The organism is Rhodoferax sp. LS1P39, assembly GCF_056521425.1.
In genome coordinates, this window is record NZ_JBWMAV010000011.1 from 64020 (window position 1) to 87553 (window position 23534).

The 23534-nt window shown below is 64.4% G+C and carries 23 protein-coding genes; 17 read left to right on the forward strand and 6 right to left on the reverse strand.

Annotated elements, in window-relative coordinates; all coding sequences use genetic code 11:
• The first annotated feature begins 11 nt into the window (after nt 1-11).
• From guaB to AC097O_RS17040, 9 genes are all read left to right on the forward strand, one after another.
• Complete coding sequence (gene guaB, locus AC097O_RS17000; protein WP_479594088.1) at nt 12-1481, forward strand: IMP dehydrogenase; 1470 nt, start codon at nt 12-14, stop codon at nt 1479-1481.
• A gap of 52 nt (nt 1482-1533) precedes the next feature.
• Entirely contained in the window at nt 1534-2028 is a 495-nt protein-coding gene (lysM, locus tag AC097O_RS17005) for a peptidoglycan-binding protein LysM (protein ID WP_479594089.1), read from the forward strand.
• Between the two features lie 67 nt (nt 2029-2095).
• Nucleotides 2096-3712, forward strand: coding sequence for a glutamine-hydrolyzing GMP synthase (gene guaA / locus AC097O_RS17010; RefSeq protein WP_479594090.1), 1617 nt, complete (start codon nt 2096-2098; stop codon nt 3710-3712).
• 136 nt (nt 3713-3848) lie between these two features.
• A complete protein-coding gene (locus tag AC097O_RS17015; protein ID WP_479594091.1) occupies nt 3849-4580 on the forward strand; it encodes a TetR/AcrR family transcriptional regulator in 732 nt (243 codons plus the stop codon).
• Nucleotides 4581-4842: 262 nt separating this feature from the next.
• Entirely contained in the window at nt 4843-5280 is a 438-nt protein-coding gene (locus AC097O_RS17020; protein ID WP_479594092.1) for a nuclear transport factor 2 family protein, read from the forward strand.
• A complete protein-coding gene (locus AC097O_RS17025; RefSeq protein ID WP_479594093.1) occupies nt 5277-6338 on the forward strand; it encodes a ResA-like WAxxUGC motif-containing protein in 1062 nt (353 codons plus the stop codon). The genes AC097O_RS17020 and AC097O_RS17025 overlap by 4 nt, the downstream gene beginning before the upstream one ends.
• A gap of 29 nt (nt 6339-6367) precedes the next feature.
• Entirely contained in the window at nt 6368-7732 is a 1365-nt protein-coding gene (locus AC097O_RS17030; RefSeq protein WP_479594094.1) for a DUF1329 domain-containing protein, read from the forward strand.
• 66 nt (nt 7733-7798) lie between these two features.
• Entirely contained in the window at nt 7799-9139 is a 1341-nt protein-coding gene (locus AC097O_RS17035; RefSeq protein ID WP_479594095.1) for a phosphotransferase, read from the forward strand.
• Nucleotides 9140-9162: 23 nt separating this feature from the next.
• Complete coding sequence (locus AC097O_RS17040; protein ID WP_479594096.1) at nt 9163-10824, forward strand: DUF1302 domain-containing protein; 1662 nt, start codon at nt 9163-9165, stop codon at nt 10822-10824.
• Between the two features lie 82 nt (nt 10825-10906).
• Here the strand turns inward: AC097O_RS17040 and AC097O_RS17045 are convergent, their stop codons facing one another.
• On the reverse strand, nt 10907-11782 hold the full coding sequence (locus AC097O_RS17045) for a patatin-like phospholipase family protein (RefSeq protein ID WP_479594097.1): 876 nt from the start codon (nt 11780-11782) through the stop codon (nt 10907-10909).
• The gene (locus AC097O_RS17050; protein ID WP_479594098.1) at nt 11775-13259 is read right to left on the reverse strand and encodes a GNAT family N-acetyltransferase; all 1485 of its coding nucleotides are present in this window, start codon (nt 13257-13259) and stop codon (nt 11775-11777) included. Before AC097O_RS17050 ends, AC097O_RS17045 begins: the two co-directional genes overlap by 8 nt.
• 65 nt (nt 13260-13324) lie before the next feature.
• On the opposite strand from AC097O_RS17050, the gene AC097O_RS17055 reads away from it, so the two are divergent.
• Nucleotides 13325-13744 carry a gamma-glutamylcyclotransferase gene (locus tag AC097O_RS17055; RefSeq protein WP_479594099.1) on the forward strand — a complete coding sequence of 140 codons (420 nt, stop codon included), beginning with the start codon at nt 13325-13327 and terminating at the stop codon, nt 13742-13744.
• A 226-nt stretch (nt 13745-13970) separates the two neighbouring features.
• Here AC097O_RS17055 and AC097O_RS17060 read toward each other — a convergent pair whose 3' ends face one another.
• Together AC097O_RS17060 and AC097O_RS17065 are read right to left on the reverse strand one after the other, a co-directional pair.
• Nucleotides 13971-15014 carry a DUF72 domain-containing protein gene (locus AC097O_RS17060; RefSeq protein WP_479594100.1) on the reverse strand — a complete coding sequence of 348 codons (1044 nt, stop codon included), beginning with the start codon at nt 15012-15014 and terminating at the stop codon, nt 13971-13973.
• A gap of 3 nt (nt 15015-15017) precedes the next feature.
• Nucleotides 15018-15575 (reverse strand): DNA-3-methyladenine glycosylase I, encoded by a 558-nt coding sequence (locus AC097O_RS17065; protein ID WP_479594101.1) that lies wholly within the window; start codon nt 15573-15575, stop codon nt 15018-15020.
• Nucleotides 15576-15726: 151 nt separating this feature from the next.
• On the opposite strand from AC097O_RS17065, the gene AC097O_RS17070 reads away from it, so the two are divergent.
• Nucleotides 15727-16446 carry a response regulator gene (locus tag AC097O_RS17070; protein WP_479594102.1) on the forward strand — a complete coding sequence of 240 codons (720 nt, stop codon included), beginning with the start codon at nt 15727-15729 and terminating at the stop codon, nt 16444-16446.
• Complete coding sequence (locus AC097O_RS17075; RefSeq protein WP_479594103.1) at nt 16412-18316, forward strand: sensor histidine kinase; 1905 nt, start codon at nt 16412-16414, stop codon at nt 18314-18316. The genes AC097O_RS17070 and AC097O_RS17075 overlap by 35 nt, the downstream gene beginning before the upstream one ends.
• 1 nt (nt 18317) lies before the next feature.
• Here the strand turns inward: AC097O_RS17075 and AC097O_RS17080 are convergent, their stop codons facing one another.
• Nucleotides 18318-18635: a hypothetical protein gene (locus tag AC097O_RS17080; protein ID WP_479594104.1), complete on the reverse strand. Its 318-nt coding sequence runs from the start codon at nt 18633-18635 to the stop codon at nt 18318-18320.
• A gap of 132 nt (nt 18636-18767) precedes the next feature.
• Between AC097O_RS17080 and AC097O_RS17085 the strand changes: the two genes are divergently transcribed.
• From AC097O_RS17085 to AC097O_RS17095, 3 genes are all read left to right on the forward strand, one after another.
• Nucleotides 18768-18962 carry a hypothetical protein gene (locus tag AC097O_RS17085; RefSeq protein ID WP_479594105.1) on the forward strand — a complete coding sequence of 65 codons (195 nt, stop codon included), beginning with the start codon at nt 18768-18770 and terminating at the stop codon, nt 18960-18962.
• Nucleotides 18963-19028: 66 nt separating this feature from the next.
• Complete coding sequence (gene tadA, locus AC097O_RS17090) at nt 19029-20072, forward strand: tRNA adenosine(34) deaminase TadA (RefSeq protein WP_479594106.1); 1044 nt, start codon at nt 19029-19031, stop codon at nt 20070-20072.
• Nucleotides 20069-21094 (forward strand): LD-carboxypeptidase, encoded by a 1026-nt coding sequence (locus AC097O_RS17095; RefSeq protein ID WP_479594107.1) that lies wholly within the window; start codon nt 20069-20071, stop codon nt 21092-21094. Before tadA ends, AC097O_RS17095 begins: the two co-directional genes overlap by 4 nt.
• Nucleotides 21095-21096: 2 nt before the next feature.
• Here the strand turns inward: AC097O_RS17095 and AC097O_RS17100 are convergent, their stop codons facing one another.
• Entirely contained in the window at nt 21097-21438 is a 342-nt protein-coding gene (locus AC097O_RS17100; protein WP_479594108.1) for a hypothetical protein, read from the reverse strand.
• 324 nt (nt 21439-21762) lie between these two features.
• Here AC097O_RS17100 and AC097O_RS17105 point away from each other — a divergent pair, with 324 nt between their 5' ends.
• Both AC097O_RS17105 and AC097O_RS17110 read left to right on the forward strand, forming a co-directional pair.
• Complete coding sequence (locus AC097O_RS17105) at nt 21763-22704, forward strand: FHA domain-containing protein (protein WP_479594109.1); 942 nt, start codon at nt 21763-21765, stop codon at nt 22702-22704.
• 101 nt (nt 22705-22805) lie between these two features.
• Entirely contained in the window at nt 22806-23492 is a 687-nt protein-coding gene (locus AC097O_RS17110) for a flagellar brake protein (protein ID WP_479594110.1), read from the forward strand.
• Nucleotides 23493-23534: the final 42 nt, after the last annotated feature.

A 23534-nucleotide genomic window follows, 5' to 3' on the forward strand; every position in this document is an offset into this window, starting at 1 on the left:
GAGCTTTCTATATGCGCCTGCTAGGAAAAGCGCTCACTTTCGACGATGTGTTGTTAGTGCCAGCGTTCTCCCAAGTCCTGCCCAAGGACACGTCTCTTGCGACCCGCCTCTCCCGCAACATCACCCTGAACCTGCCCCTGGTGTCTGCCGCCATGGACACCGTTACCGAAGCCCGCTTGGCCATCGCCATGGCCCAGGAAGGCGGCATGGGTATCGTGCACAAGAACTTCACACCCAAGCAGCAAGCTGCCGAGGTGCTCAAGGTCAAGCGCTACGAATCCGGTGTGCTGCGCGACCCGGTCATCATCACCCCCAGCCACACCGTGCGCCAGGTGATCGATATGTCGGCCCAGCTGGGCATCTCCGGCTTTCCGGTGTGCGACGGTGGCAAGGTCGTCGGCATCGTCACCAGCCGCGACTTGCGGTTTGAAACCCGCTACGACGTGCCCGTGAGCCAGATCATGACCCCGCGTGAAAAACTGGTCACGGTCAAGGAAGGCGCGTCGCTGGCCGAAGCCAAGGCGCTGCTGAACAAATCCAAGCTCGAGCGCCTGCTGGTCATCAACGACGCGTTCGAGCTCAAGGGCCTGATCACCGTCAAGGACATCACCAAGCAAACCAGCTTCCCCAACGCGGCACGCGATGCCCGTGGCCAGTTGCGCGTAGGCGCAGCGGTGGGCGTGGGCGAGGGCACCGAAGAACGTGTCGAAGCCCTGGTGCGTGCCGGTGTGGATGCCATCGTGGTCGATACCGCCCACGGCCACAGCAAGGGGGTGATCGAGCGCGTACGCTGGATCAAGCAAAACTACCCCCATATCGATGTGATCGGCGGCAACATCGCCACCGGCGCGGCCGCCTTGGCCCTGGCCGAAGCCGGTGCGGACGCGGTCAAGGTCGGCATCGGCCCTGGCAGCATTTGCACCACCCGCATCGTGGCAGGCGTGGGCGTGCCGCAAATCATGGCGATTGACAACGTGGCCACCGCCTTGCAAGGCAGCGGCGTACCCTTGATTGCCGACGGCGGCATCCGCTACAGTGGCGACATCGCCAAGGCCATCGCCGCCGGTGCCAGCACCGTGATGATGGGTGGCATGTTTGCCGGTACCGAAGAAGCGCCGGGCGAAGTGGTGCTGTTCCAGGGCCGCAGTTACAAGAGTTACCGGGGCATGGGCAGCATTGGTGCCATGCAGCAGGGCAGTGCCGACCGCTATTTCCAAGAGGTCAACACTGGCAACCCCAATGCCGACAAATTGGTGCCCGAAGGCATCGAAGGCCGGGTTCCGTACAAGGGCTCCATGGTCTCCATCATTTTCCAAATGGCGGGCGGCATCCGGGCCAGCATGGGCTACTGCGGTTGCGCCACCATCGAAGATATGAAAAATAAAGCCGAATTTGTGGAAATTACCTCAGCCGGCATCCGTGAAAGCCATGTACACGACGTGCAAATCACCAAAGAAGCCCCCAACTACCGGTCAGAATAGCCCCGACAGTATTTTTGCTGTTAGGTTGTATACCGTTTAAAGGAAAAATTCCATGGGCATGATTTCATTTATCAAAGAAGCGGGTCAAAAGCTGTTTGGCAACAAGCCAGAAATTGCGGCGGCTGTCGCGGAGCCAAGCAACCAGGAAAAGGCCGCTGCGGCCAACACGGCGGCGGCGGATGCCATCGGCACCTACATCAAGGCGCAAGGCTTGTCCACCGACGGCCTGACCATCGCCTTCAACGGCGCTGACCAGATCGTCACCGTGGGTGGTGCCGTGGCCGACATGGAAACCCGCGAGAAGATCGTCGTCTGCTGCGGTAACGTCCAAGGTGTCGCGGGTGTGGCCGATGAAATGACCTGCCCGGATGTGCCAGAGTGCACCTACCACACGGTGGTCAGCGGCGATACCCTGAGCGCCGTGGCCAAAAAAGCCTATGGCAACGCCAATCTGTACCCACAGATTTTTGAAGCCAACAAGCCCATGCTGAGCAGCCCGGACAAAATCTACCCCGGCCAAGTTCTGCGGATTCCCGCGCAAGCCTAAAGCGCATTTTTGTCGATAGATCCGGGCAGCCACGTGCTGCCCGTTTTTCATTTTTAGCCCCACGTCCATGTCCACCCACCAAAAAATCCTCATCCTCGATTTCGGTTCGCAAGTGACCCAGCTCATCGCCCGCCGTGTGCGCGATGCCCATGTGTTTTGCGAAGTCCATCCCTGCGATGTGACCGACGATTGGATGCGCGCCTACGCGGCCGATGGCAACCTGAAGGGCATCATCCTGTCCGGCAGCCACGCCAGCGTGACCGAGGACACCACCGACCGCGCGCCCCAGGCCGTGTTCGACCTGGGCGTGCCGGTACTGGGCATTTGCTACGGCATGCAAACCATGGCGCAGCAGCTGGGCGGCAAGGTGGAAACCGGCCACACCCGTGAATTTGGTTTTGCCAGCGTGCGCGCCCGTGGCCACGCCGCGCTGCTCAAGGACATTGCCGACTTCACCACGCCCGAGGGCGAGGGCATGCTGAATGTGTGGATGAGCCACGGCGACAAGGTGACCGAGCTGCCCCCCGGTTTCAAGCTGATGGCCAGCACCGACAGTTGCCCCATCGCCGGTATGGCCGACGAGTCCCGCCACTTCTACGCCGTGCAGTTCCACCCCGAAGTCACCCACACGGTGCAAGGCCAGGCGCTGCTGAACCGTTTTGTGCTGGGCATCTGCGGCACCCGGCCCGACTGGATCATGGGCGACTACATCGCCGAGGCGGTGGCCCACATCCGCGCCCAAGTAGGCGACGAAGAGGTAATTTTGGGCTTATCTGGGGGCGTGGACTCGTCCGTGGCCGCAGCCCTGATCCACCGCGCGATTGGCGACCAATTGACCTGCGTCTTTGTGGACCATGGCCTGTTGCGCCTCAACGAGGGCGACATGGTGATGGACATGTTCGTGGGCAAGCTGCACGCCAAGGTGATCCGTGCCGATGCCAGCGACCTGTTCCTGGGCAAGCTGGCGGGCGTGAGCGACCCCGAAGCCAAGCGCAAGATCATCGGCGGCGAGTTCGTCACCGTATTCAAGCAGGAAGCCGCCAAGCTCAAGGGCGACGGTGCCAAGGGTGCCAAGTGGCTGGCCCAGGGCACGATTTACCCCGACGTGATCGAGTCCGGCGGTGCCAAAAGCAAGAAGGCCGTCACCATCAAGAGCCACCACAACGTCGGCGGACTGCCCGAGCAACTGGGCCTGAAGCTGCTGGAACCCCTGCGCGAGCTGTTCAAGGACGAAGTGCGCGAACTCGGCGTGGCCCTGGGCCTGCCCGCCAACATGGTCTACCGCCACCCGTTCCCCGGCCCCGGCCTGGGCGTGCGCATCCTGGGCGAAGTGAAAAAAGAATACGCCGACCTGCTGCGCCGCGCCGATGCGATCTTTATCGAAGAGCTGCACAACTTCAAGGATGAGGCCACCGGAAAGACCTGGTACCAGCTCACCAGCCAGGCGTTCACCGTATTCTTGCCGGTCAAAAGCGTGGGCGTCATGGGCGATGGCCGCACCTATGACTACGTGGTGGCTCTGCGCGCTGTACAAACCAGCGACTTCATGACGGCAGACTGGGCCGAGCTGCCCTACGCGCTGCTCAAAAAAGTGTCGGGCCGCATCATCAACGAAGTGCGCGGCATCAACCGCGTGACCTACGACGTATCGAGCAAGCCGCCTGCCACCATCGAGTGGGAATAGGATTGCTATACTATATGTAGCATGTTACGCTTATGGGATAGGCGCTAGTGGCACTTTTTATACTTAAAATTAGGCTTGCCAGCGCCATAGGCCCGCAGCCTAAAATGCCCACCATGCTCCACGTCGCTGTCTCCCCTTGAATCCGCCCTTTGACCAGTACCCCAACGGGGCCTGCCAGCTGCTGTTTGCGGCCGAGCGCCTGTTTGGCCAGCACGGTGTGGAGGGGGTGACCATCCGCGAACTGCTGAAGGCGGCCGGGCAGGCCAACAAGTCGGCGGTGCACCACTATTTTGGTTCCAAGGAAGGGCTGCTGGAAGCCGCGCGCGACATGCGCGTGCCGCAGCTGGAAAAGGCCCGCACCCTGTGGCTGGAGCGCTTGCCCGAGCCCGGCCCCGACCAGGTGGCCAGCTACCTGGCGGCCCTGTTCATGCCGGTGCTGGAGATTCTGGACGACCGCGAACTGCAGTCGTTCTCGCAGTTCAACCTGCGCCTGCTGCACGCGGACGGGTCCGACCAGTCCATCATGCGCCTGGCTGCGGCATCACCCATGACGCAGCGCATCGTGGCCGGTCTGCATGCCTGCGGTCCGGACCGGACCGAGGCCCAGTTCAAGGCCCGTTTGCGCCTGGCCGTGGGCGTATTGCTGGGCGGCGTGGCCGAATGGCAGCGGCTCAGCGAATCGACCGACGGCGCACCGTACCCGTCGGAAGCCGTGTTTTGGACCGACATGCTGGTGGCCGCAGCAGGCGTGCTCAGCGCCCCGGCCGCCCGCGAGGCGCTGGATATCACCGCCAGCCTGCAGCGGCCCAAGCTGCAGCGCAAACCGCCCGCCAAAACGGCGCGGCGCAAACCCACACCTCCTCTGTAATCGGACGCAGTCTGCGCTGTAGCCGCTACGGCTGGATTACGCCTGCGCGTTTCACCGCCACCCGGTCTTTTTGATACGGGTAAATCCCAGTAAATTTTTATAAGTAAAACGCCTTAAGGCAATTGACTTAAAAAGCCTGCGCGGCTTTAATTCACAGGCGCTGAAACGGTCCCCGACGACCGAAAGTTTTGCAGCGAGACGGTCCTGGTTGCCGCGCACGGCGCGCACAGGCCCCACCCAACGTACCTCAGGAGACAAGCCCATGGGCGCACCACAGGAAGCCACCGTCACGCGATGTCTGGCGCTATTCCACAGCACCGACATCCCCCACATGGACCAGATCGCACCGCTGTTTGCCGAGCACGCGGTCTACCAGCCGCTGGTGCCGCGCGCCACGCCCAAGCAGGGCCGCAACGCCATCGTGTCCGAGCTGATGCGCCAGTTTGGCCGCTACACCGAGTGCCGCTGCGAAGTGCTGGCGATGGCCTCGTCCGACACCCATGTGTTCACCGAGCGCCGCGACCACGTGACCATGCGCAATGGCCGAAGCATGTTTTCCAGCGTCAACGCGGTGTTTGAACTGGACGCGCAAAACCGCATCACCGCCTGGCGCGAGTACTGGGACGCAGGCGATGTCGCCCTGCTGCTGGATACCACCGCCGAAGAACTGCACCAACGCCTATCGGAGACCGCCCCATGATCTTGACCAGCCTGCACATCGACCCCGCCGCATTCGCAGAACGCACCGGCTGGGCCATCAAACCGCAAGGGGCCTGCAAAGGCGAGGCCTGCGTGCCGCTACCCGCTAACGCCCGCCAGGCCGACGGCACACTAGATGCCCGGGTGTTGAGCGAGCGCCTCGGCATGCCGCTGCTGGAAGAGGCCGGGCGCAGCCTGTGGGCGCTGGGCCCAGAGTCGGGCGTGACGGGCCGGGCCCTGACCACCGCCATCGCCCCCGAACTGGTACTGCCCGACGTGAACGGCAAACCATTCCGCTTGTCCAGCCTGCGTGGCAAAAAGGTGTTGCTGACCACCTGGGCATCGTGGTGCGGCTGCCGTACCGACTTGCCGCTGTGGCAAAAGCTGCGCGAAAAGCTGTATCCCCAGGGCCTGGAGATCGTGACCGTAGCCCTCGACACCGAAGGTGCCAAAGCCGCCCGCCAGTACATCGAAGCGGCCCAGCCCGAACATCCCTCGCTGATCGACGCAGGCCATCTGGTGGACGAGCTGTTTGGCGTGGTCAACGTGCCCAATGGCGTGTGGATCAACGAAGAGGGCGTGATCGTGCGGCCCGCCGAACCCGCTTGGCCCGGCTACACCAAGGTCAGCGAGTGGAAAGACGAGGGCATGAACGCCAACCAGCGCCAGATGCTCACCCACGTGCGCAAGATCCGCTACGAGACCGACCTGTACCTGGAGATGCTGCTGGACTGGGTGGCCCACGGCAGCCAAAGCCGGTATGTGCTGGCCCCGGACGAAGTCATTGCCCGGTCGCAGCCGCGCTCGGCTGACAACGCCCGCGCCGCCGCGCATTTCGAGCTGGGCCAGCACCTGCACACTGCGGGCGACCAAGCCGCCGCCGTGCCGCACTGGCGCCAGGCCCACCGCCTGCAGCCCGACAACTGGACCTACAAGCGCCAGGCCTGGAGCATCGAAGACCCCGGCTCCCAGCACGATACCGATGCCTACGACAGCAACTGGCTCAAGGACGTGGAGCAGATCGGGGCCGAAAACTACTACCCCAAGATCGTTGCCTAGCCACAAATTAAAACTACAGAGACATTTCCATGACCCACAAGATTCTGACCGCCAGCGCGCTGCTGGCGCTGGCCCTGCACGCCGCCGCGGGCGTGTCTGCCGAAGACGCGAAACAGCTCGGCACGACCCTGACCGAGTTTGGTGCTGTCAAGGCGGGCAACAAAGAGGGCACTATTCCGCCCTATACCGGCGGCCTGCGCAAAGCCCCGGCAGGCTTTACCCCCGGCAGCAGCACCTGGGCCGACCCGCATGCGGACGACAAACCGCTGGTGCGCATCGACGCTAAAAACCTGGCCCAGTACGCCGACAAGCTCAGCGCGGGTCAGCAAAACCTGATCAAGAAGTTCCCGTCCAGCTACTACATCGACCTCTACCCCAGCCACCGCACCGTCACCTACCCCGACAAAGTGCTGAAGGCCACGCTGCGCAACGCCACCACCTGCCAGACGCTCAAGGACAACCTCGCCGTTGATCCCGCCTGCCGGGGCGGCATACCGTTTCCCATTCCGCGCAGCGGCTACGAGGTGATGTGGAACCAGTTGCTGCGCTACATCGGCGATACCGACGTGATCACGCCTGCGGGCCGCACCTACATCGTCGATGCCGCCGGTCGCCCCACGCTCACCTCCGAGGTGTTCAGCCGCACCGAGGTGCCGTACTACCAGGTCGATCTGGACGACCGCGACCCGCACCTGTACTGGCGCACCTATTCGGTCACCCGGGCCCCCTCGCGCAAGGCGGGTGAGGTGAGTGGCCTGATGGACTTTCTGGACCCCACCACCAAGCCGCGCCGGGCCTGGAACTACGCCCCCGGCCAGCGCCGCGTGCGGCTTGCGCCCGAGTTCTCGTACGACACACCAGTAGCCTCCATTGGCGGTGTGCAGTTCTATGACGAGCTGTTTTTGTTCTCCGGCACCATGGACCGGTTTGACTTCAAGCTGGTGGGCAAGAAAGAAATCATCCTGCCCTACAACAACTACAAGCACTACTTCAACTGCCCCACCGAAGAAGAGTTCTTGCCCCAGCATGCCAACCCATCGTGCGAACGCTTTGAACTGCACCGCGCCTGGGTGGTGGAGGCCACGCTCAAGCCCGGCATGCGCCACGCCTACTCCAAACGCACCTACTACCTGGACGAAGACGGCTCCGGCTCCGGCATGTTCGACGCGTACGACCAGCAGGGCGCGCTGTACCGCACCTCGTTCAACATGATGGTGCAGCTTTACGACGTGGGCCACGCCTACGCGGTCAAGAACCTGACCTACGACTTCCAGAAAAACATGTACAGCATGGTGGGCGACCTGGCCAAGGGCGGGCTGGTAGTGTCCACCGGCACCGTGGCCGATCGCGACCAAAACCCGGATGCCATCGTCAGCAAGATGACCGTGCGCTGATCTTTTTCTTGTCCCTTCACTCGGCGGCCACCGTGCCGCCGGGCCCCAACTTTGCCCAAAGATCCTATGCACACCCCCGAAGAAATCTTATTGAGCCGCTATATCGAATCGCAGATGGGCGGGCGCGTGACCAGCCTGGTTCGCCAAACCCGCTGGCGCAAAGCCTGGTTTGCCGAGCTGGAGCGCGACGGCACGCTGGTGCCGCTGTACATCCGTGGCGACAAGCAGCTCGATGCCGAACCTTTCCCCGGCCTGGCGCGCGAGGCCGCCATCCTGCGCCAGCTGGAGGCCGACGGCATTCTGGTGCCGCACATCCACGGCGTATGCCCCGACCCGCTGGCCATCGTGATGGACCGCACCCCCGGCGTGCGCGATGTCGCCCAGGCGGCGGACGACGCGCAGCGCCAGAGCATTGCCGAGCAGTACGTCGCCCAACTGGCCCGCATGCATGCGCTGGACACCGCCCCCTTTGCGGCCGCCGGTATCGGCCTGCCGGTGGATGCCCGCAGCAACGTGCTGGCCTATCTGGATGCCAACCAGCCACTGTACGCCCGCGGCAAACGCAAGCCGCAGCCGTTTGTGGAATTTGCGATGCGCTGGATGCGCCGCAACGCGCCCACCAACCGTACGCGCAGCAGCTTTATCCACTGCGATGTAGGCCAGTTCTTGTTTGTGGACGGAAAAATCACCGGCCTGTACGACTTTGAGGCCTCGCACATTGGGGACCCGCTGGCCGATCTGGCATCGCTGCGCACCCGCGACGGCTTTGAGCCGCTGGGAGCCGATGTATCGCACCTGATCCGTTACTACCAGCAGCTCACCGGCGAGGCCGTGGACCCGTGGGCGCTGAGCTTTCACACCGCCTGCTTCTCGCTCACCTCGGTGATGGCCTTGTCCGGGCCGCTCAGCGAACCCGGCGCGCACCGCATCGAGCTGGAATACCTGGTCTGGGACCTGATGACCCGGCGCGCCACGGTGTGGGCCATGGCCGAGTGCATGGACGTGCAGATTGCACCCAGCCCGCCGTTCCCGCCCCAGCCGGGCCGCCAGGCGCTGCTGTTCAACGTGCTCGCCCAGACGGTAGCGCGCGGGCCGGATGCCACCGACATGGACCGCCACCACCGCAACAGCGCTGCCACCCTGGCCCAGTGGGCCGCGCTGGTGGATGCCGCCGGGCCCCAGGCCGCCCAGCGCGAGCGCGACAGCCTGGCCCGGTTCATCGGCCCGGTCCCGGCATCGTGGGACGCGGCCGACGCCGCCTTCGAGCAGTTTGTGCAGCAGGCCGGGCCCGAGCACGACAAAGCATTGCTGCGCCACTTTGCCCTGCAACTCGAAGACCAGATCGCCATGGCCCAGCCCCTGCACGCCCGGCTGGCGGGCTACGCGCTCAAGCCTGTGGTTCTGTAAGACAACCAATAAAGGAGCAACCCATGCCTATCCGTACCCCCCACCGCAGCCTGACCGCCATCGTCCTGGCTATCGGCTCCCTGGCCGCGCCCAGCGCCCATGCGTCTGAGGTCGCCACCGGCAACCCCGACCTCACGCTGCGGCTGGACACCACCATCCGCTACAACCTGGGCGTGCGCGCCGACAAGCAAGACAGCCGCATCCTGGCCAACCCGACCTATGACGAATCCGACGGCAAGTTCAACCGCGGCGATGTGGTCACCAACCGCCTGGACCTGCTGGGCGAGGTGGACCTGAACTGGAAGAACCAGCTCGGCGTGCGCGCCAGCGCCTCCGGCTGGTACGACAAGGCCTACAGCGACCACAGCGTGCAAACCACGGTGCCCGGCTACAGCTCCAGCTACTTCAACAACACCTACAGCCCCAAGGTGCAGCGCTACGTCAATGGCCCCTCAGGCGAATTTCTGGATGCGTTTGCGTGGGGCAACTTCAACATCGGTGCCACGCCGGTCAGCCTGAAGGTAGGCCGCCACACCAACTACTGGGGCGAGGGCCTGCTGATCGGCGCGCACGCCATTTCGTATTCGCAGGCCCCCACCGACGGTGCCAAGGCCGTCACCAGCCCGGGCATCGAGACCAAAGAGGTGTTTTTGCCGCTGGGCAACATTTCTGCCCGGGCGCAACTGAGCAACCGGCTCAGCGTGCAGGGCCAGTATTTCTTTGAGTGGAAACCCACGCGCCTGCCCTATGGCGGCACCTACTTTGCCCCGGCCGACATGCTGTTTGAAGGGCCCGACCGCCTGCCCGTATCGCCCACCGGGGCCTCCTTCACCCATGTGGATTCGGTCACGCCCAAGAACCGGGGCAACTGGGGCATCAGCGCCAAGTACAACGCCGAAGAGATCGAATCCAACATCGGCCTCTACTACCGCCGCTTCAACGACTACCAGCCCTGGTTCGCCCCGCAAACCCTGGCGGCGCTGGGCCAGTACCGGCTGGTCTACCCCAAACACGTGCAACTGTTCGGCGTGAGCGCGGCCCGGGTGATCGGCCCGGTCAGCGTGGGCTCCGAGCTGTCGTACCGCATGGACGGGGCGCTGAACGCGTCAGGCATCAGCGCCACCGACAACGAAGGCCCGCGCGGCGACACTTTCCATACGGTTGTCAACGGCATCTATCTGCTGCCCAAGACGGCGCTGTCGGACACCGGCAGCCTGGTGGCCGAGCTGGCCTACAGCCAGTTGACGCGGGTCACCTCGCACCCCGAGCTGTACAAGGGCGTGGGCTACGCCGGTTGCCGGGCAGTGGCCACGCCGGGGGTGGCGGCATCGGGCTCCAAAGACGATGGCTGCTCCAGCAAACAGTACCTGGGCATGGCGCTGAACTTCACGCCCCAGTGGCTGCAGGTGCAGCCATCGTGGGACATGGAGCTGCCGATGTCGCTCACCTACGGCATCCACGGCAATGCCGCCAGCAGCGGGGGCGGCAGCCAGAAAAGCGCCTCCTGGGCCGTGGGCGTGAAGTTCACCTACGCCCAAACCCACGAGTTCACCCTGCGCTACGCCGACACCCTGGTCAGCCCCGCCAAGTACAACGCCGCAGGCACGGCGCTGGCGGGCGGCAACGGCGGCATCGGCAACACCGACCGGGGCTGGGTGGTGTTTACCTACAAAACCGGCTTCTGAGTCGATGGCCTTAAATGCTACAAAATGAGTAGCTTCTCGTGCTTATGGAATAAGCGCTAGAGGCCTATTTAATGCATAAACTTTAGGCTACCGCCATCAGCTGCGGTCGGCGCTCCAGCAGGGCGATGATGTGGGGCAGCAGCGCCTCGGTGGCGCGCCGCCCGGCCTCTACCAGGTAGGGCATGGCGGCGGTGTCGAACAGGCTGACGCGGCGCTCCAGTTGCGGAAACACGCGCAGCAGGCGCATGCCGTCGGCCTCGGCGCTGGCCAGGCGGGCGTACATCAGGTTGTTGGTCATGGCCGAGGTCACCTGGGCCAGCATGCGCGAAGGCTTGTTCACGCGCTGCGGCATCAGGGCTTCAAAGCCCAGGGCAATGACGGCATGCGCATCGCTGGCAGCGCTGACCGGCAGCGGGTCGGACACAAAGCCGTCCACCAGCCGCCGCCCGTCCAGGTGCTGAGGCGCAAACATGAAGGGCATGGCCATGCTGGCGCGCAGGGCATCGACCACCCGGCCCCGGCGGATGACCACGGCTGCGCCGCTGGCGGCATCGGTGGCACTCACCCGCAGCGGCACGGGCAAGTCCTCCAGCCGCAGGTCGCCAAAGGCCGCCTGCATGCGGGACAGGATGAGCCGGTCGTCGCGCAGGCTGAAGTCGGCATCGAACCGGCCCCAACGCGGCCACACCATCTGCGGAATCGCGCGCCAGCGCTGGGTTTGGGTGATTTCGGCCGTCCACAGCGTGGTGGCGATGCGCAGTGCGTCGGCCATCGGCATGCCCAGGGCGATGGGCGTGCCAAACAAGGCCCCGGCGCTGCAGCCCACCACCACATCGGGCCGTATGCCTTCGCGCGCCAGCACCTCGGCCATGCCTAATGCGGCAATGCTGCGCACGCCGCCGCTGCCCAACACCAGGGCCAACTTCGGCTCGGGCGGCGTGGCTGTGGGGCTATGCACGGTGGGCTCCAGACATGCGGTGCAGCCGGGCGCTCCAGCCATGTGCCGCTTGCTGGGGCAGGCGCAGGGCCGATTCGGCATGTACCAGGCGTGGATCTTCGGCATCGGGCGTGCAGCAGAAGTGGCAGCGCTGCATCAGGCCCAGCATGGCCCGGTTGTCGGCCAGCACCTCGCCGTGCAGCCAGTGCAGACCGGCGTGGGCGGCGGTGTTGCTCAAAGCGCGCATGGCCCGTTCGCCCAGGCCCCGGCGTTGCCAGCGGTCGTCTACCACCAGGGCGAACTCGGCGCTGTCCTCGGCGTTGTCGTCGAGCGCATAGCGTGCTTCGGCCACGATCTGGATCTGCCCAAAGCGCTGGGCCGTCAGTACAAAAGCCACCTGGCCGCTGCGCTCGGGCGGCTCCAGCAGGGCAGGGCGGCTGTTGACACCGCCATGGAAGCGGTTGTGCCGGGCGCGCGGCGACAGGCGCTCCAGCAGGGCATCGAGCAGTGGGCCGTCCTGGGACTGCATGGGGCGCAAAGTCAGCAAGCTGCCGTCGCGCAAGCGCCAGCTGTCATGGGCGGGGTCTGGCGGACGGGGTGGGGTGAACATGGCCGATAGCTCCTGGCTGAGCGGCCATTTTTGTGGCTTTACCGGGGCAGGTCTGTCCCCATCTGTAGCGACATCGGGGGGCGTGCGGCATCGTCCGCAAGCCGCCCCAGCGACCACCGACGCCCACTGCCTGCGGGTTTTAGGGAGAGGCGTGCCAGCAAACTGTGCTGGCGTGTCACCCATGACCTGTTTGAACGCAGCCACAAAAGCCGATGGGCTGCCAAAGCCCGCCACCGAAGCCACCGTTTTGGTGGAGTCTCCTGCGCCCACGCGGTCCAGGCTGGCAATGATCCGCGCACGCTGTCGCCACGCACGAAAACTCATGCCCACCTCGGCGCCGAAATGGCGGGTAAAGCTGCGCTCGGTCATGTGCACTGCCCGGGCGATATCGGCCAGGGGTTTGTTCCATTGGCGATGGGCCAGCACGGTTTGGGCGACGTGCAGCAGCGCCGGGCTGCTGGGCATCGCCAGATAGCTGGGCAGCTCCTGGGCGACGGGAACAAGGCTGAGCAACAAGGCCGCCGCGCGTTCGTGGATGGCCGGTCCGAGCTGGGTATCAAACAGCGCCAGTACCAGTTCGCGCAACAGGGTACTGGTCACCATGGCCTGCACGCCCGGTATCCCAGGGCAGAGAGACGAACTGAAATACACGGTGCGCATTTCGGTGTCCGACAGCATGCTGACCTGGTGCGCCACCCCAGGTGGTATCCACAACGCCCGTTGCGGCGGCACAGTCCATTGGCCTTGGTCGGTCTGCACCTGCATGACACCGGATACGGCGAACAGCAACTGTGCGTCTGCATGCTGGTGGCGTTGCAATACACGGCCACGCAGATGGGTTTTGGCCAGCGTGCGCCAGGTGGGTTCGGGTTGGCTGTTCGGCGACATCATTTGGCGTTTGGGGGGCGATCTGCACCATAGCATGGGGGCATATCCACCCCAAGGAGGTCTCCATGTCCAAACGTGTTGCCGTATTTTTTTACGGTAGTTTCATGCGCCCGGAGGTCATGGCCCAAGCCGGATTCGCCTCCGACACGGTCCAGGTGGCCCAATCGCACGGCCACGACATCTGCCTGGACCCCCACGCCAATGTGTTTGCCAGCCCCATGCATAGTGTCTACGGCATCGTGGTGCAGATCGGCCATGCCGAGCTCGATCGGATGTATGGCAGCCAAGGCGTTGGCTGCTTTTTGCCCGAGGCCGTGCTGATCACCCTGGCCGATGGCCGTTGGCTACCGGCCATGTGTTACGTGCCCCCCAGTCGCAGCAACCAACCAGCTGATCAAGCCTATTTGGCCCGGCTGGTAGAGGCCGCCGAACTGCATGGTCTGCCGCGCGACTACATTTTGCGTCTGCGGTCCTATGCACGTTGACACGCAACTTATCCAGCTGGGCCGCAGCAGCGCCAGGGCGGGTACCAGCAGTCCTATGCCCAGCGTGTGGGTGATGCACCACGGTACGGCCGCTCGAGCAGGCGCATGTGTGGATGCTATATAAAAAATAGCTGCTTACGCCGATGGAATAAGCGTGATTGCCCTAAAAGGCGTAAAAAGGTGAGCATGGCCGAAAGCTCCTGGCCAAGCGGCGATTTTTGGGGTTTTACGGGGACCGGTCTGTCCCCATCCGTAGCGACATTGCGGCCCGCACATCTTGCGCCAGTGCCCACACGGTAAGCGGTGCCGAGCCTTCGGCCTTGTTGCTGATGGTGACGAAAGCATTCTGTCCCCGACCAATAGTGCCCGCCACGGCTTTGGCCAGGGCGAGGCGGGTGTCTGGGTCGGGGTCCACGATGGCATTGAACGGGGCGTACAAGTCACGCGCATCTTCGTAGCCGTAGGCTCCGTGCAGGCGGTTCAGGTTCCAGCGGCAGACCAGCGGGCCGGGCCAGAGGGCGCGCAGCATGCCGAGTTGTTCGCTGATGGGCGGCAGCTTGGGGTGCAGGCCGAGGCAATAGGTGGCACCGGCGCTGCGCAGCACGGAGATGAAATCGGGCGTGAGAAAAGCTGGGTCGCGCACTTCCACTGCAACAACGCCGTCCGGTGCGGTGGGCTTCAAAGCGGGCAGGGCGGCCAACATCCGGCCTAGCCGCGCCAGCACGTCCGGCATCCGGGCCAACAACTGCGGTGGCAGCGGGCTGAGCTGGAACACCAGCGCGCCGACCTTGTGTCCCAGGCCTTGCAGCGCAGGCACTACAAAATCCTGCACGGCCAGCTCGGCATCCAGAAAAGCGGCGTTGGTCTGTTGGCCACGGCCGTTGTCGGCGCGCACCAGGGCGTCGGTGACCAGGCTCGGCGCTTTCACCACGAAGCGAAAGTCGTCAGGTACCTGGGCGGCATACGCTGCATATTGGCTGGCGCTGAGGGCGCGGTAGAAGTTGCGGTCCACGCTCACGGTGCGAAAGAGCGGGTGCTGGGCATAGGCAGCCAGGCCGTGTTTGGACAGCGTGGTGTCAGGGTAGTCGCCATCCCACAGCAGGCCAGCCCAGCCAGGATAGGTCCATGACGAGGTACCGAGCCTCAGGTGGCGTGGCAGGGTTTCGGCCAGCGCGGCCCAGGCCGGGTCGGGCGGCTGTGGACGGACGGGCGCGGAGGAGGGAGCCGACTCGGCAAAGAGCGGAGGTTGACGCAGAGGGTGTTGGGCCACGCATCAACCCGGCTGGTAGCGGAAGCAGCGCTCGCTGTGGTCGTCCACCATGCCCACGGCCTGCATCCAGGCGTAGATGGTTAACGCGCCCACAAACTTGAAGCCGCGTTTTTTGAGGGCCCTGGAGATGTCGGCGGAGAGTGGCGACTGGGTCAGCACCACGCCGTTGCCCTTGATCGGCGTACTGCCCACCATGCCCCACAGCCAGGTGGAAAAATCCACGCCCTCGGCCTGCATCGCCAGGTAGGCCTGGGCGTTGCCGATGGTGGCCTCGATCTTGGCGCGGGAGCGCACGATGCCAGGGTCTTGCATTAGCCGGTCTACATCGGCGGGGGTGAAGCGGGCCACCGCCTCGGGGTCGAACTGGGCAAAGGCGGCGCGAAAGCCCTCGCGCTTGCGCAGGATGATGGCCCACGACAGCCCCGCCTGGAAGCTGTCGAGCACCAGCTTTTCCCACAGCTTGCGGCTGTCGCGCTCGGGCACGCCCCATTCTTCGTCGTGGTAGGTGGCCATCAAGGGGCTGCTGTCGGCCCAGGTACAGCGGCAGATTGGTGTGTTCATGGGACACCATTCTCTGCCAGCCCCGGATGTAAGCCTAGGTAAGTTGGCGGTCATATGTGAATAAATGCCTTGCTCAGATCACCTGAAAGCTTGTCGCTATTTGTAGTGACAAGCCCACAGACTGCAGCATGCGCGCAGACAATGGGCCACCATGCCCGACACCGCCCTGCCTTCCACCATCCAGGTTGCCCTGGTCGAGGACGACGCGTTTTTTGCGCAGGCGCTGGCCGATGCCATCCAGGCCGCGCCGGGCATGGACCTGCAGGGCACGGCGGCCAACTGCCAACAGGCCCGCCAGATGCTGACCACGCCAGCCGCCGATGTGCTGCTGGTGGACCTGGGCCTGCCGGACGGGACGGGCCTGGACATCATCCGCGCGGCCCAGCAGCAGTGGCCGCGCTGCCTGGTGATGGTGAGCACCGTGTTTGGCGACGAAGCCCATGTGATCCAGAGCCTGGAGGCCGGGGCCAGCGGCTATTTGCTCAAAGACAGCACGCCCGCGCTGACGGTGGAAGAGATTCGCAACGTCTTTGCCGGGGGCAGCCCCATCAGCCCACTGATTGCGCGCCAATTGCTGACCCGGTTTCGCCACGCCATGGCCAGCGAATCCGCGCCCGTGCCGCTGCTGTCCAGCCCGGTGCCGCAAATAGCGCAAATGCCCCAGGAGGAGCAGGCCCGCCTGTCGCCGCGCGAACGCCAGGTGCTGGACTACATCACCAAGGGCTTTAGCTACGAGGAAATTGGCGTGCTGATGGGCGTCTCGCGCAACACCGTGCTGAGCTTTGTGCGGCGCATCTACGCCAAGCTCAAGGTGCGCTCGCAACTGGAAGCCATTTATGAAGCCCGGGTACAAGGCCTACTGGCTCCTTAGCCTGGCCGCCCTGGTGCTGACCCTGGCCGCAGGTGTGGCAGCCTGGCTGGAGCACCAGTTGGAGCGTCCCGGCGCGCGCCAGTTTGAACAGGCGCAGTGGATGACCGGGCCCGGTGGTTCGTTTGCACCCTTGCCACCCCAGGGCGCTGCGGTAGACGGCCCCTGGCAGACCGTGGCGCTGCCCTACACCTGGGCGCAGCCCTTGCAGGGCGAGCGGAATGCCGCCCCGCGCGTCACCTGGTTGCAAGTGAGTTTGGATGCCATGCCCTCCAGCCCCGGCGGCCTGGTGCTGTACCTGCCGCGCTGGCAAACCATAGGCCGCATCGCGGTGTATGGCGACGACAGGCTGCTGTTCAGGTCGGTGGGCGACGTGGTCTGGAACGGTTTCAACCACCCGCTGTGGGTGCCGCTGGATGCCAACGGCACCGTGGCCACGCCCCGGCTGCTGCGCTTGCGCATCGACAGCCTGGGCAGCGCGGGCGGCACTGTGTCCAGCCTGTGGGTCGGCCCGGCCGAGGTGCTGCTGCCACGCTACCGGCTGCGGCGCATGCTGCAAACCGGCCTGGCCGAGGTAATGGGCATGGCGTTTCTGGGCCTGGGCGGGTTTGCCTTTGCGGTATGGCTGCTGCGCGAGGAGCGCACTTATTTGCTGTTTGCGCTGTTCACCCTGCTGTGGGTGCTGCGCAGCCAGCGCTTCCACGTGGGGCTGGAGCCGCTGGCCCTGCCCAGCGCCTGGTTTGGCTGGATGACCATCAACGCGGGCAATGCGCTGCTGGTCACCTGGTACGCCTTCATGTGCACCCTGGTGCCCACCGCGCCGCGCTGGCCGCTCAAGGTGCTGCTGGGCTTGCTGCTGCTGTCCAGCCTGGTGACGCTGCCGCTGCTGTCCGACACGGCCTGGCTCAACGCGCTGGCCTGGTTGCCCTACCTGGTGACCAACCTGGCGGGCATACCGGCCTTGCTGCTCATGGCCTGGGCTGCCTGGCGGCATAGGGTGGAAAAAGGTGGGCGCGAGGGCATGGTGGGGGCCAGCATCGGCCTGATGCATATGCCGGTGGCCGTGCACGACTGGATGCTGCAAAGCTACCTGGTGGACCCCGAGCACATCTACGCCTGGCCGTTCTCCACCACCTTGCGGCTGGGCATGTTTTTGTACGTCATTCTGAGCCGCTACGTGGGCGCGGTCGACACCGCCGAGCAGGCCAGCCTGCACCTGGCCGAGCGCCTGCGCGCGCGCGAGGCCGAGCTGGCGGCCAGCTACGAGCAGCTGCGCAGCGTGCAGCAGCGCCAGGTGCTGAGCCAGGAACGCCAGCGGCTGATGCAGGACATCCACGACGGCATGGGCTCCCAGCTGATGAGCGCGCTAAAGGTGGCCGAGTCCGGCGGCCTGAGCGAGACGCAGATGGCCCTGGTGCTGCGCGAATGCATCGAAGACCTGAAGCTCACCGTCGATTCTTTGGAGCCGGTAGAGGCCGACCTGCTGCTGCTGCTGGCCACGTTGCGCTACCGCCTGGCCCCGCGGCTGGAGGGCTCGGGCCTGCGCCTGCGCTGGGAGGTGGTGGACGTGCCCGCGCTCACCTGGCTGGACCCGCGCAGCGCCTTGCATGTGCTGCGCATCCTGCAAGAAGGCATCTCCAACACCTTGCAGCATGCCAGCGCCACCGAGCTGCGGGTGGCCACCGGCGAGGCCGATAGCGGCGTATTTGTGCTGCTGGTGGACAACGGGCAGGGTTTTCAAGCCAAAGAACATACCGGCCACGGCCTGTCCAACATGGCACGGCGGGCCCATGCCATTGGCGGCACGGTGGCCTGGGAGGCCGTGCCCGGCGGCACGCAGTTCCGGCTGTGGTTGCCGCTGCGGGCGGCCTGATTTACTTGCTGGCCTGCTGGGTGGTGTCTTTGGGCCAGTAGTCCGTGACTTCTTGCGCGGTGAAGTAGCGGCACTGCCCGCTGGCCGAGGTCAAGAACGCCTTTTGCTTGGCGCTGAGCTCAGGTGCTTCGGCCTTGAAGCAGTGTTCCGCATCGCACATGATGCCGGTGCGCGGCTGACCCACCGCCGCCATGATGGTGGGCGGGCAGAAGAACACCAGCTCGTCGTCGGCCGCCGTGGCAGACAGGGGCATGCAGGCGGCCAGGCCGAGCAGGGCGGTGGCGCAGAAAGTGGCAGTTTGGGTGGTGGCGTGCAGCATGGTGGCTCCTTGAAAGTGCATGCCGGAAGTATTGGAGATGGCCCCCGGTTGGTCTGTAGCTATCCATAGCGACAGCCTGCCATGGGCCGTGCAGACCGTAAAATCCGCCCTTGTTCTTCACCGGGGTTTGTGATGCGCGCCGTCTTCAGTGTGGTGGGTTTACTCGTTGTGGTGATGCTCATCAGCCTGCTGGTCAAAAAGCAAGTTGCGCCCACTGTGGCCACGCCACAAGGCCCGGCGTCAGTCCAGCAGGTGCAGCAACAAGTCAAACAAACGCTGGATGCCGCGCTGCAAACGCCGCGCGATGTGCCCGAAGACAAACCTTAAGCCTTTTAGCCCTCCAGCGCTTATTCCATGGGCGTAACAAGCTATCAAAATAGTAGTAAATATTCGATGACCGACGAAGATGCCATGCAACTCGCCCTGGCCCAGGCCCGCCTGGCCGCCGCAGCGGGGGAAGTGCCGGTAGGCGCGGTGGTGCTGAAAGACGGCGTGGTCATCGCCACGGGCCGCAACGCCCCCATCGACGGCCACGACCCCACCGCGCATGCCGAGATTCAGGCCCTGCGCGCGGCGGCCCAGGTGCTGGGCAATTACCGGCTGGACGGCTGCGCGCTGTTCGTCACCCTGGAGCCCTGCACCATGTGCAGTGGCGCCATGCTGCATGCGCGGCTGCAGCGGGTGGTGTTTGGCGCGCCGGACGCCAAAACCGGCGCGGCGGGGTCGGTGATCAATGTGTTTGGCCAACCGCAACTCAACCACCAGACGCAGTTGCACGGCGGTGTGCTGGCCCGCGAATGCGCCGGGCTGCTGCAAGATTTTTTCCAGCAGCGGCGCAGCCAGCAGCGGCAAGCCCATATCCCCCTGCGCGAAGATGCCCTGCGCACGCCCGAGTCCTGCTTTGGCTATGCCGCACAGCACTACACCGATGTGGACGGTTTGCGCATGCACTACCTCGACACCGGCCCTGCCGCTGGCACCGTACTCTGCCTGCACAGCCGCACCGGCAGCGGCCAGGTGTTCCAACCCATGGCCACGGCCTTGGCCGCTGCGGGCTACCGCGTGCTGGCCCCCGACCTGGTGGGCTTTGGCCGTAGCGACAAACCCAAGAAAGAGGCTTTCCACCGCTGGGACTGGCACCGCCAAGCGCTGTGCGCATGGCTGGACCGGCTGGGCATCCACCAGGTGGTGCTGGTACTGCAAGGCGAAGGCGCGCCGCTGCTGCCCGCAGAGCGCATCCAGGCCCTGGTGCGGCTGGGGGCAGACACCGCGCCTCTGGATACCGCCCCCTTCCCCGACAACGGCCACCGTGCTGCCCTGCGCGCCTTTGCCGCCAAGGGCTGGGAGCCGCTGGAAACGTTCCCTGGCCCCACGCTGCGCCTGGCCGGCCCACCCAGCGCAGAAGCGGCCCAGGCGATGGGATACTTGGCCCCGTGAAACATATCTACATCTACTCCCCCTCCGGCGCGGTGCGCGACAAGGCTGCCTTCAAGCGCGGCGTGGCCCGGCTCAAAACCCTGGGCTATGCGGTCGAAATCGACCCCGATGCCCTTAAAAGCCATATGCGCTTTGCCGGTGACGATGCCACCCGCGTGGCCGCCATCCACCGCGCCGCCGCCAGCGGTGCCGACATTGCCCTCACCACGCGCGGCGGCTACGGCCTGACGCGCATCCTGGGCAGCATCGACTACCGGGCGGTGACCAAGGCGATCGAGCACGGCACCCAGTTTGTCGGCTACAGCGACTTCACCGCCCTGCAAAACGCCTTGTTGGCGCAAACCGGCGCTATCACCTGGGCCGGCCCGGCGCTGGGCGAAGGTTTTGGCGTGGACGGCACGCCCGACGACATCATGGAAGCCTGCTTTGACGACCTGGTGGCCGGGCAGGGCGAGGGCACGGGCTGGCGGCTAGGCCGAGAAGATGCCCAGCTTGCTATGGATTCAGTAGCTTCTCGTGCTTATGGAATAAGCGCTGAGGGCGATTTTTACTTGAAAGATGCAGTTCTGTGGGGCGGCAACCTGTCGGTGCTGGTATCGCAGATCGGCACGCCGTACTTTCCGCAGATCAGCGGCGGCATCCTGTTTCTGGAAGACGTGGGCGAGCACCCCTACCGCATCGAGCGCATGCTGACCCAGTTGCTGTACAGCGGCGTGCTGGCGCGGCAAAAGGCCGTGGTGCTGGGCCAGTTCACGGAGTTCACCAAGGTGCCGCACGACGGCACTTTCCGCCTGGCCACCGTGGTCGCCTGGCTGCGCAGCCAGCTCAAGGTGCCGGTGCTGACCAACTTGCCGTTTGGCCATGTGCAGACCAAGGTGTTGCTGCCAGTAGGTGCGGCGGTGGAAATGGCGCTACAGGGCCGCGAGGCCATGGTGGTCTGGGGCCATGTGGGGCACGGCGGTGCGGAGCACCAGCACCACGACCATGGCCACCACGACCACAGCGGGCACCACCACCACTGAAGTCAGCGCAAACGGTTGGAGCGCGACACCAGGCCCTTGGGTAGCAGGCCCTGGAACAGCGGGGCCATCTTGTCCATCTGGGCCCGGGCGGCGCCTTCGCCCGCCCGGCTGGCCAGCACGCCCATCAGGTCGGCGCGCAGAAACCACAGGGTTTGCACGTCCTTGGCATAGGCCACACGCCGCCGCAAAATCGGGCCGTCGAAACCTTCGACATCGACCAAACACTCCAGCATCGCGGTGCGCACCTGCTCCAGCTGCTGCACCCGCCCGGCATCCGCCCGCCCCATATCCACACCAAGGATGCTGTAGAAACTGTTTTTGATGGAAGTGGAATCCCAAGCCATAAGAAATTGCAGGGGGGTACGGGTTATGGAGAAAAATGTATTAAATAACAAATGTGTGACAAATTACACATTACAGTAGCACAGCTTCGTTGCCGAAATTGTACGAATAGGCTCTTTTAGTAACGGCATGTAAGACGTTGCACTGGATGCGCGGTCAGAAAACAGATTGAGGGGCCCCATCGATACCCGGTACACGGTGGCAGTAGCAGTGGGGGCGGATCCATTCCATAATTTGTCTTGTAAAGCGTACACAATCCGATAGCTTTTCGCCTGCTGCACTAAACTGCAACTACCATTTTTCTGACCACTAACGAAGTTTCCAGCATGGGCGTACAGGCCACCGTTGTATTTGCCGATCTCACCGGGAGCACCGCCTTCTACGTAGCTCTGGGCAATGAAAAAGCCACCCGGGCGGTGACCCGTATCACCCAGTGGATCGGCGAAGTCTGTGAGGCCCACCGGGGGCGGGTGGTGAAAAAGCTGGGCGATGGCGTGCTGGCCGTGTTTGCCGATGCAGGCGATGCCGCCAACGCGGTGATCGCTATCCAGCGCGGCCACCAGCAGCGTCTGCAGAAGTGGCCCGATGCCATCCGCATGGAAATCAAGGCCGGTATCGCCCGCGGCGAGGTGGTGGAGGTCGATGGCGACTGCTATGGAGACGCGGTGAACGTGGCCTCGCGCCTGAGCGATCTGTCGGGTGCCAACCAGATCTGGGCGACCGAGTCGGTGGTGGCCCAGGTGGACGATGCCCTGGGCCTGCGGTTTTTGCGCCTGGGGCCGGTGAATCTGCGGGGCCGCCAGGAGGCCGTGCCGCTGTACAAGATTGAATGGCAGGAAGATGCGCGCACCGAATTCGTCACCATGCAGGCCAACCTGGCCGACATCGAGGGGCGGGGTGCGCCGCACGAGGGCCGCATCCATCTGGCCTACCTGGACCTCAGCCGCAGTTTTTCGTCGCATGAGATGCCGGTGCACCTGGGGCGTGCCGACCAGGCCGAGTTTTCCATCAACGACCCCCGCGTTTCGCGCCTGCATGCCCGCATCGAGTGGCGCAACAACGCATTTTTCATCACCGACCTGAGCAGCTTTGGCACCTGGGTGCGGTTTACCGGCAGCGACACCGATGTGCCCTTGCGCCGCGACGACTGCCAGTTGCACGGCACCGGGGAAATCGCGCTGGGCATGCCGTTCAACGACATCAGCGGCCCGACGGTGCACTTCAGTTTTTCGCAGCATGCCCCTTCGTTTTATGGTGCAACCGTCTAGCCGGCCCCCAGGGCCGCGCCAGGGGGCTAGAATTTGCATACAACGATAGAAACCAAGTCTGTTTCCACGCATCCAACGAATAATCTTGCTCTTCCATAGCCATGACCAAAAAATCCAGTATCGAATTTGAAGACATGAACCTGCAGGTAGGTGTACGCCTGCAGATCATGTCCAGCCAGTCGGCCAACCCCACGGTGCACTACACCACACTGATCGGATTTGTGCCGGGCGAGTACCTGTTGCTGAAAATACCGCAGGAAACCGGCGCCATGGCCGAGGGCGAAGGCGTGATCATCCGGGTCTTCTCGGGTGTTTCGGTCTTTACCTTCAGTAGCAAGATCGAGTCGGTGGTCACCGCGCCCCGTGCCTTCCTGCTGCTGGAGTTCCCCAGCGCCATCCAGAAGGTGGGTTTGCGCAAGGCGGTGCGGGTCAAGGCCAATCTGCCGGTCAAGATCAAGAGCGGCTCCGACCCCAAGAACTTCAAGATGGCCACGCTGTCAGACATCAGCCTGAGCGGTGCGCTGGTATCCACCGCCCGGCCGCTAGGCACCTCGGGTGACCTGATCGACATCGAATTCACCTTGCGCGACCAGGCCTCGGACCGGGATGTCACCATCAACACCACGGCCTCCATCCGCAGCGTGCAGCAGTCGGCGGGCAGCACGGCCGACGGGGCCACTTTCCACACGGTGTATTCGCACGGCATCAACTTCCACGACATCGATGCGGCCGACCAGGTGATCCTGCAAAACTTTGTCTACGAGACCTTGCTGATCCACCGTACCTGAAGCACTGTGCTACTAAATAAGTAGCTGCTCACGCCGATAGGA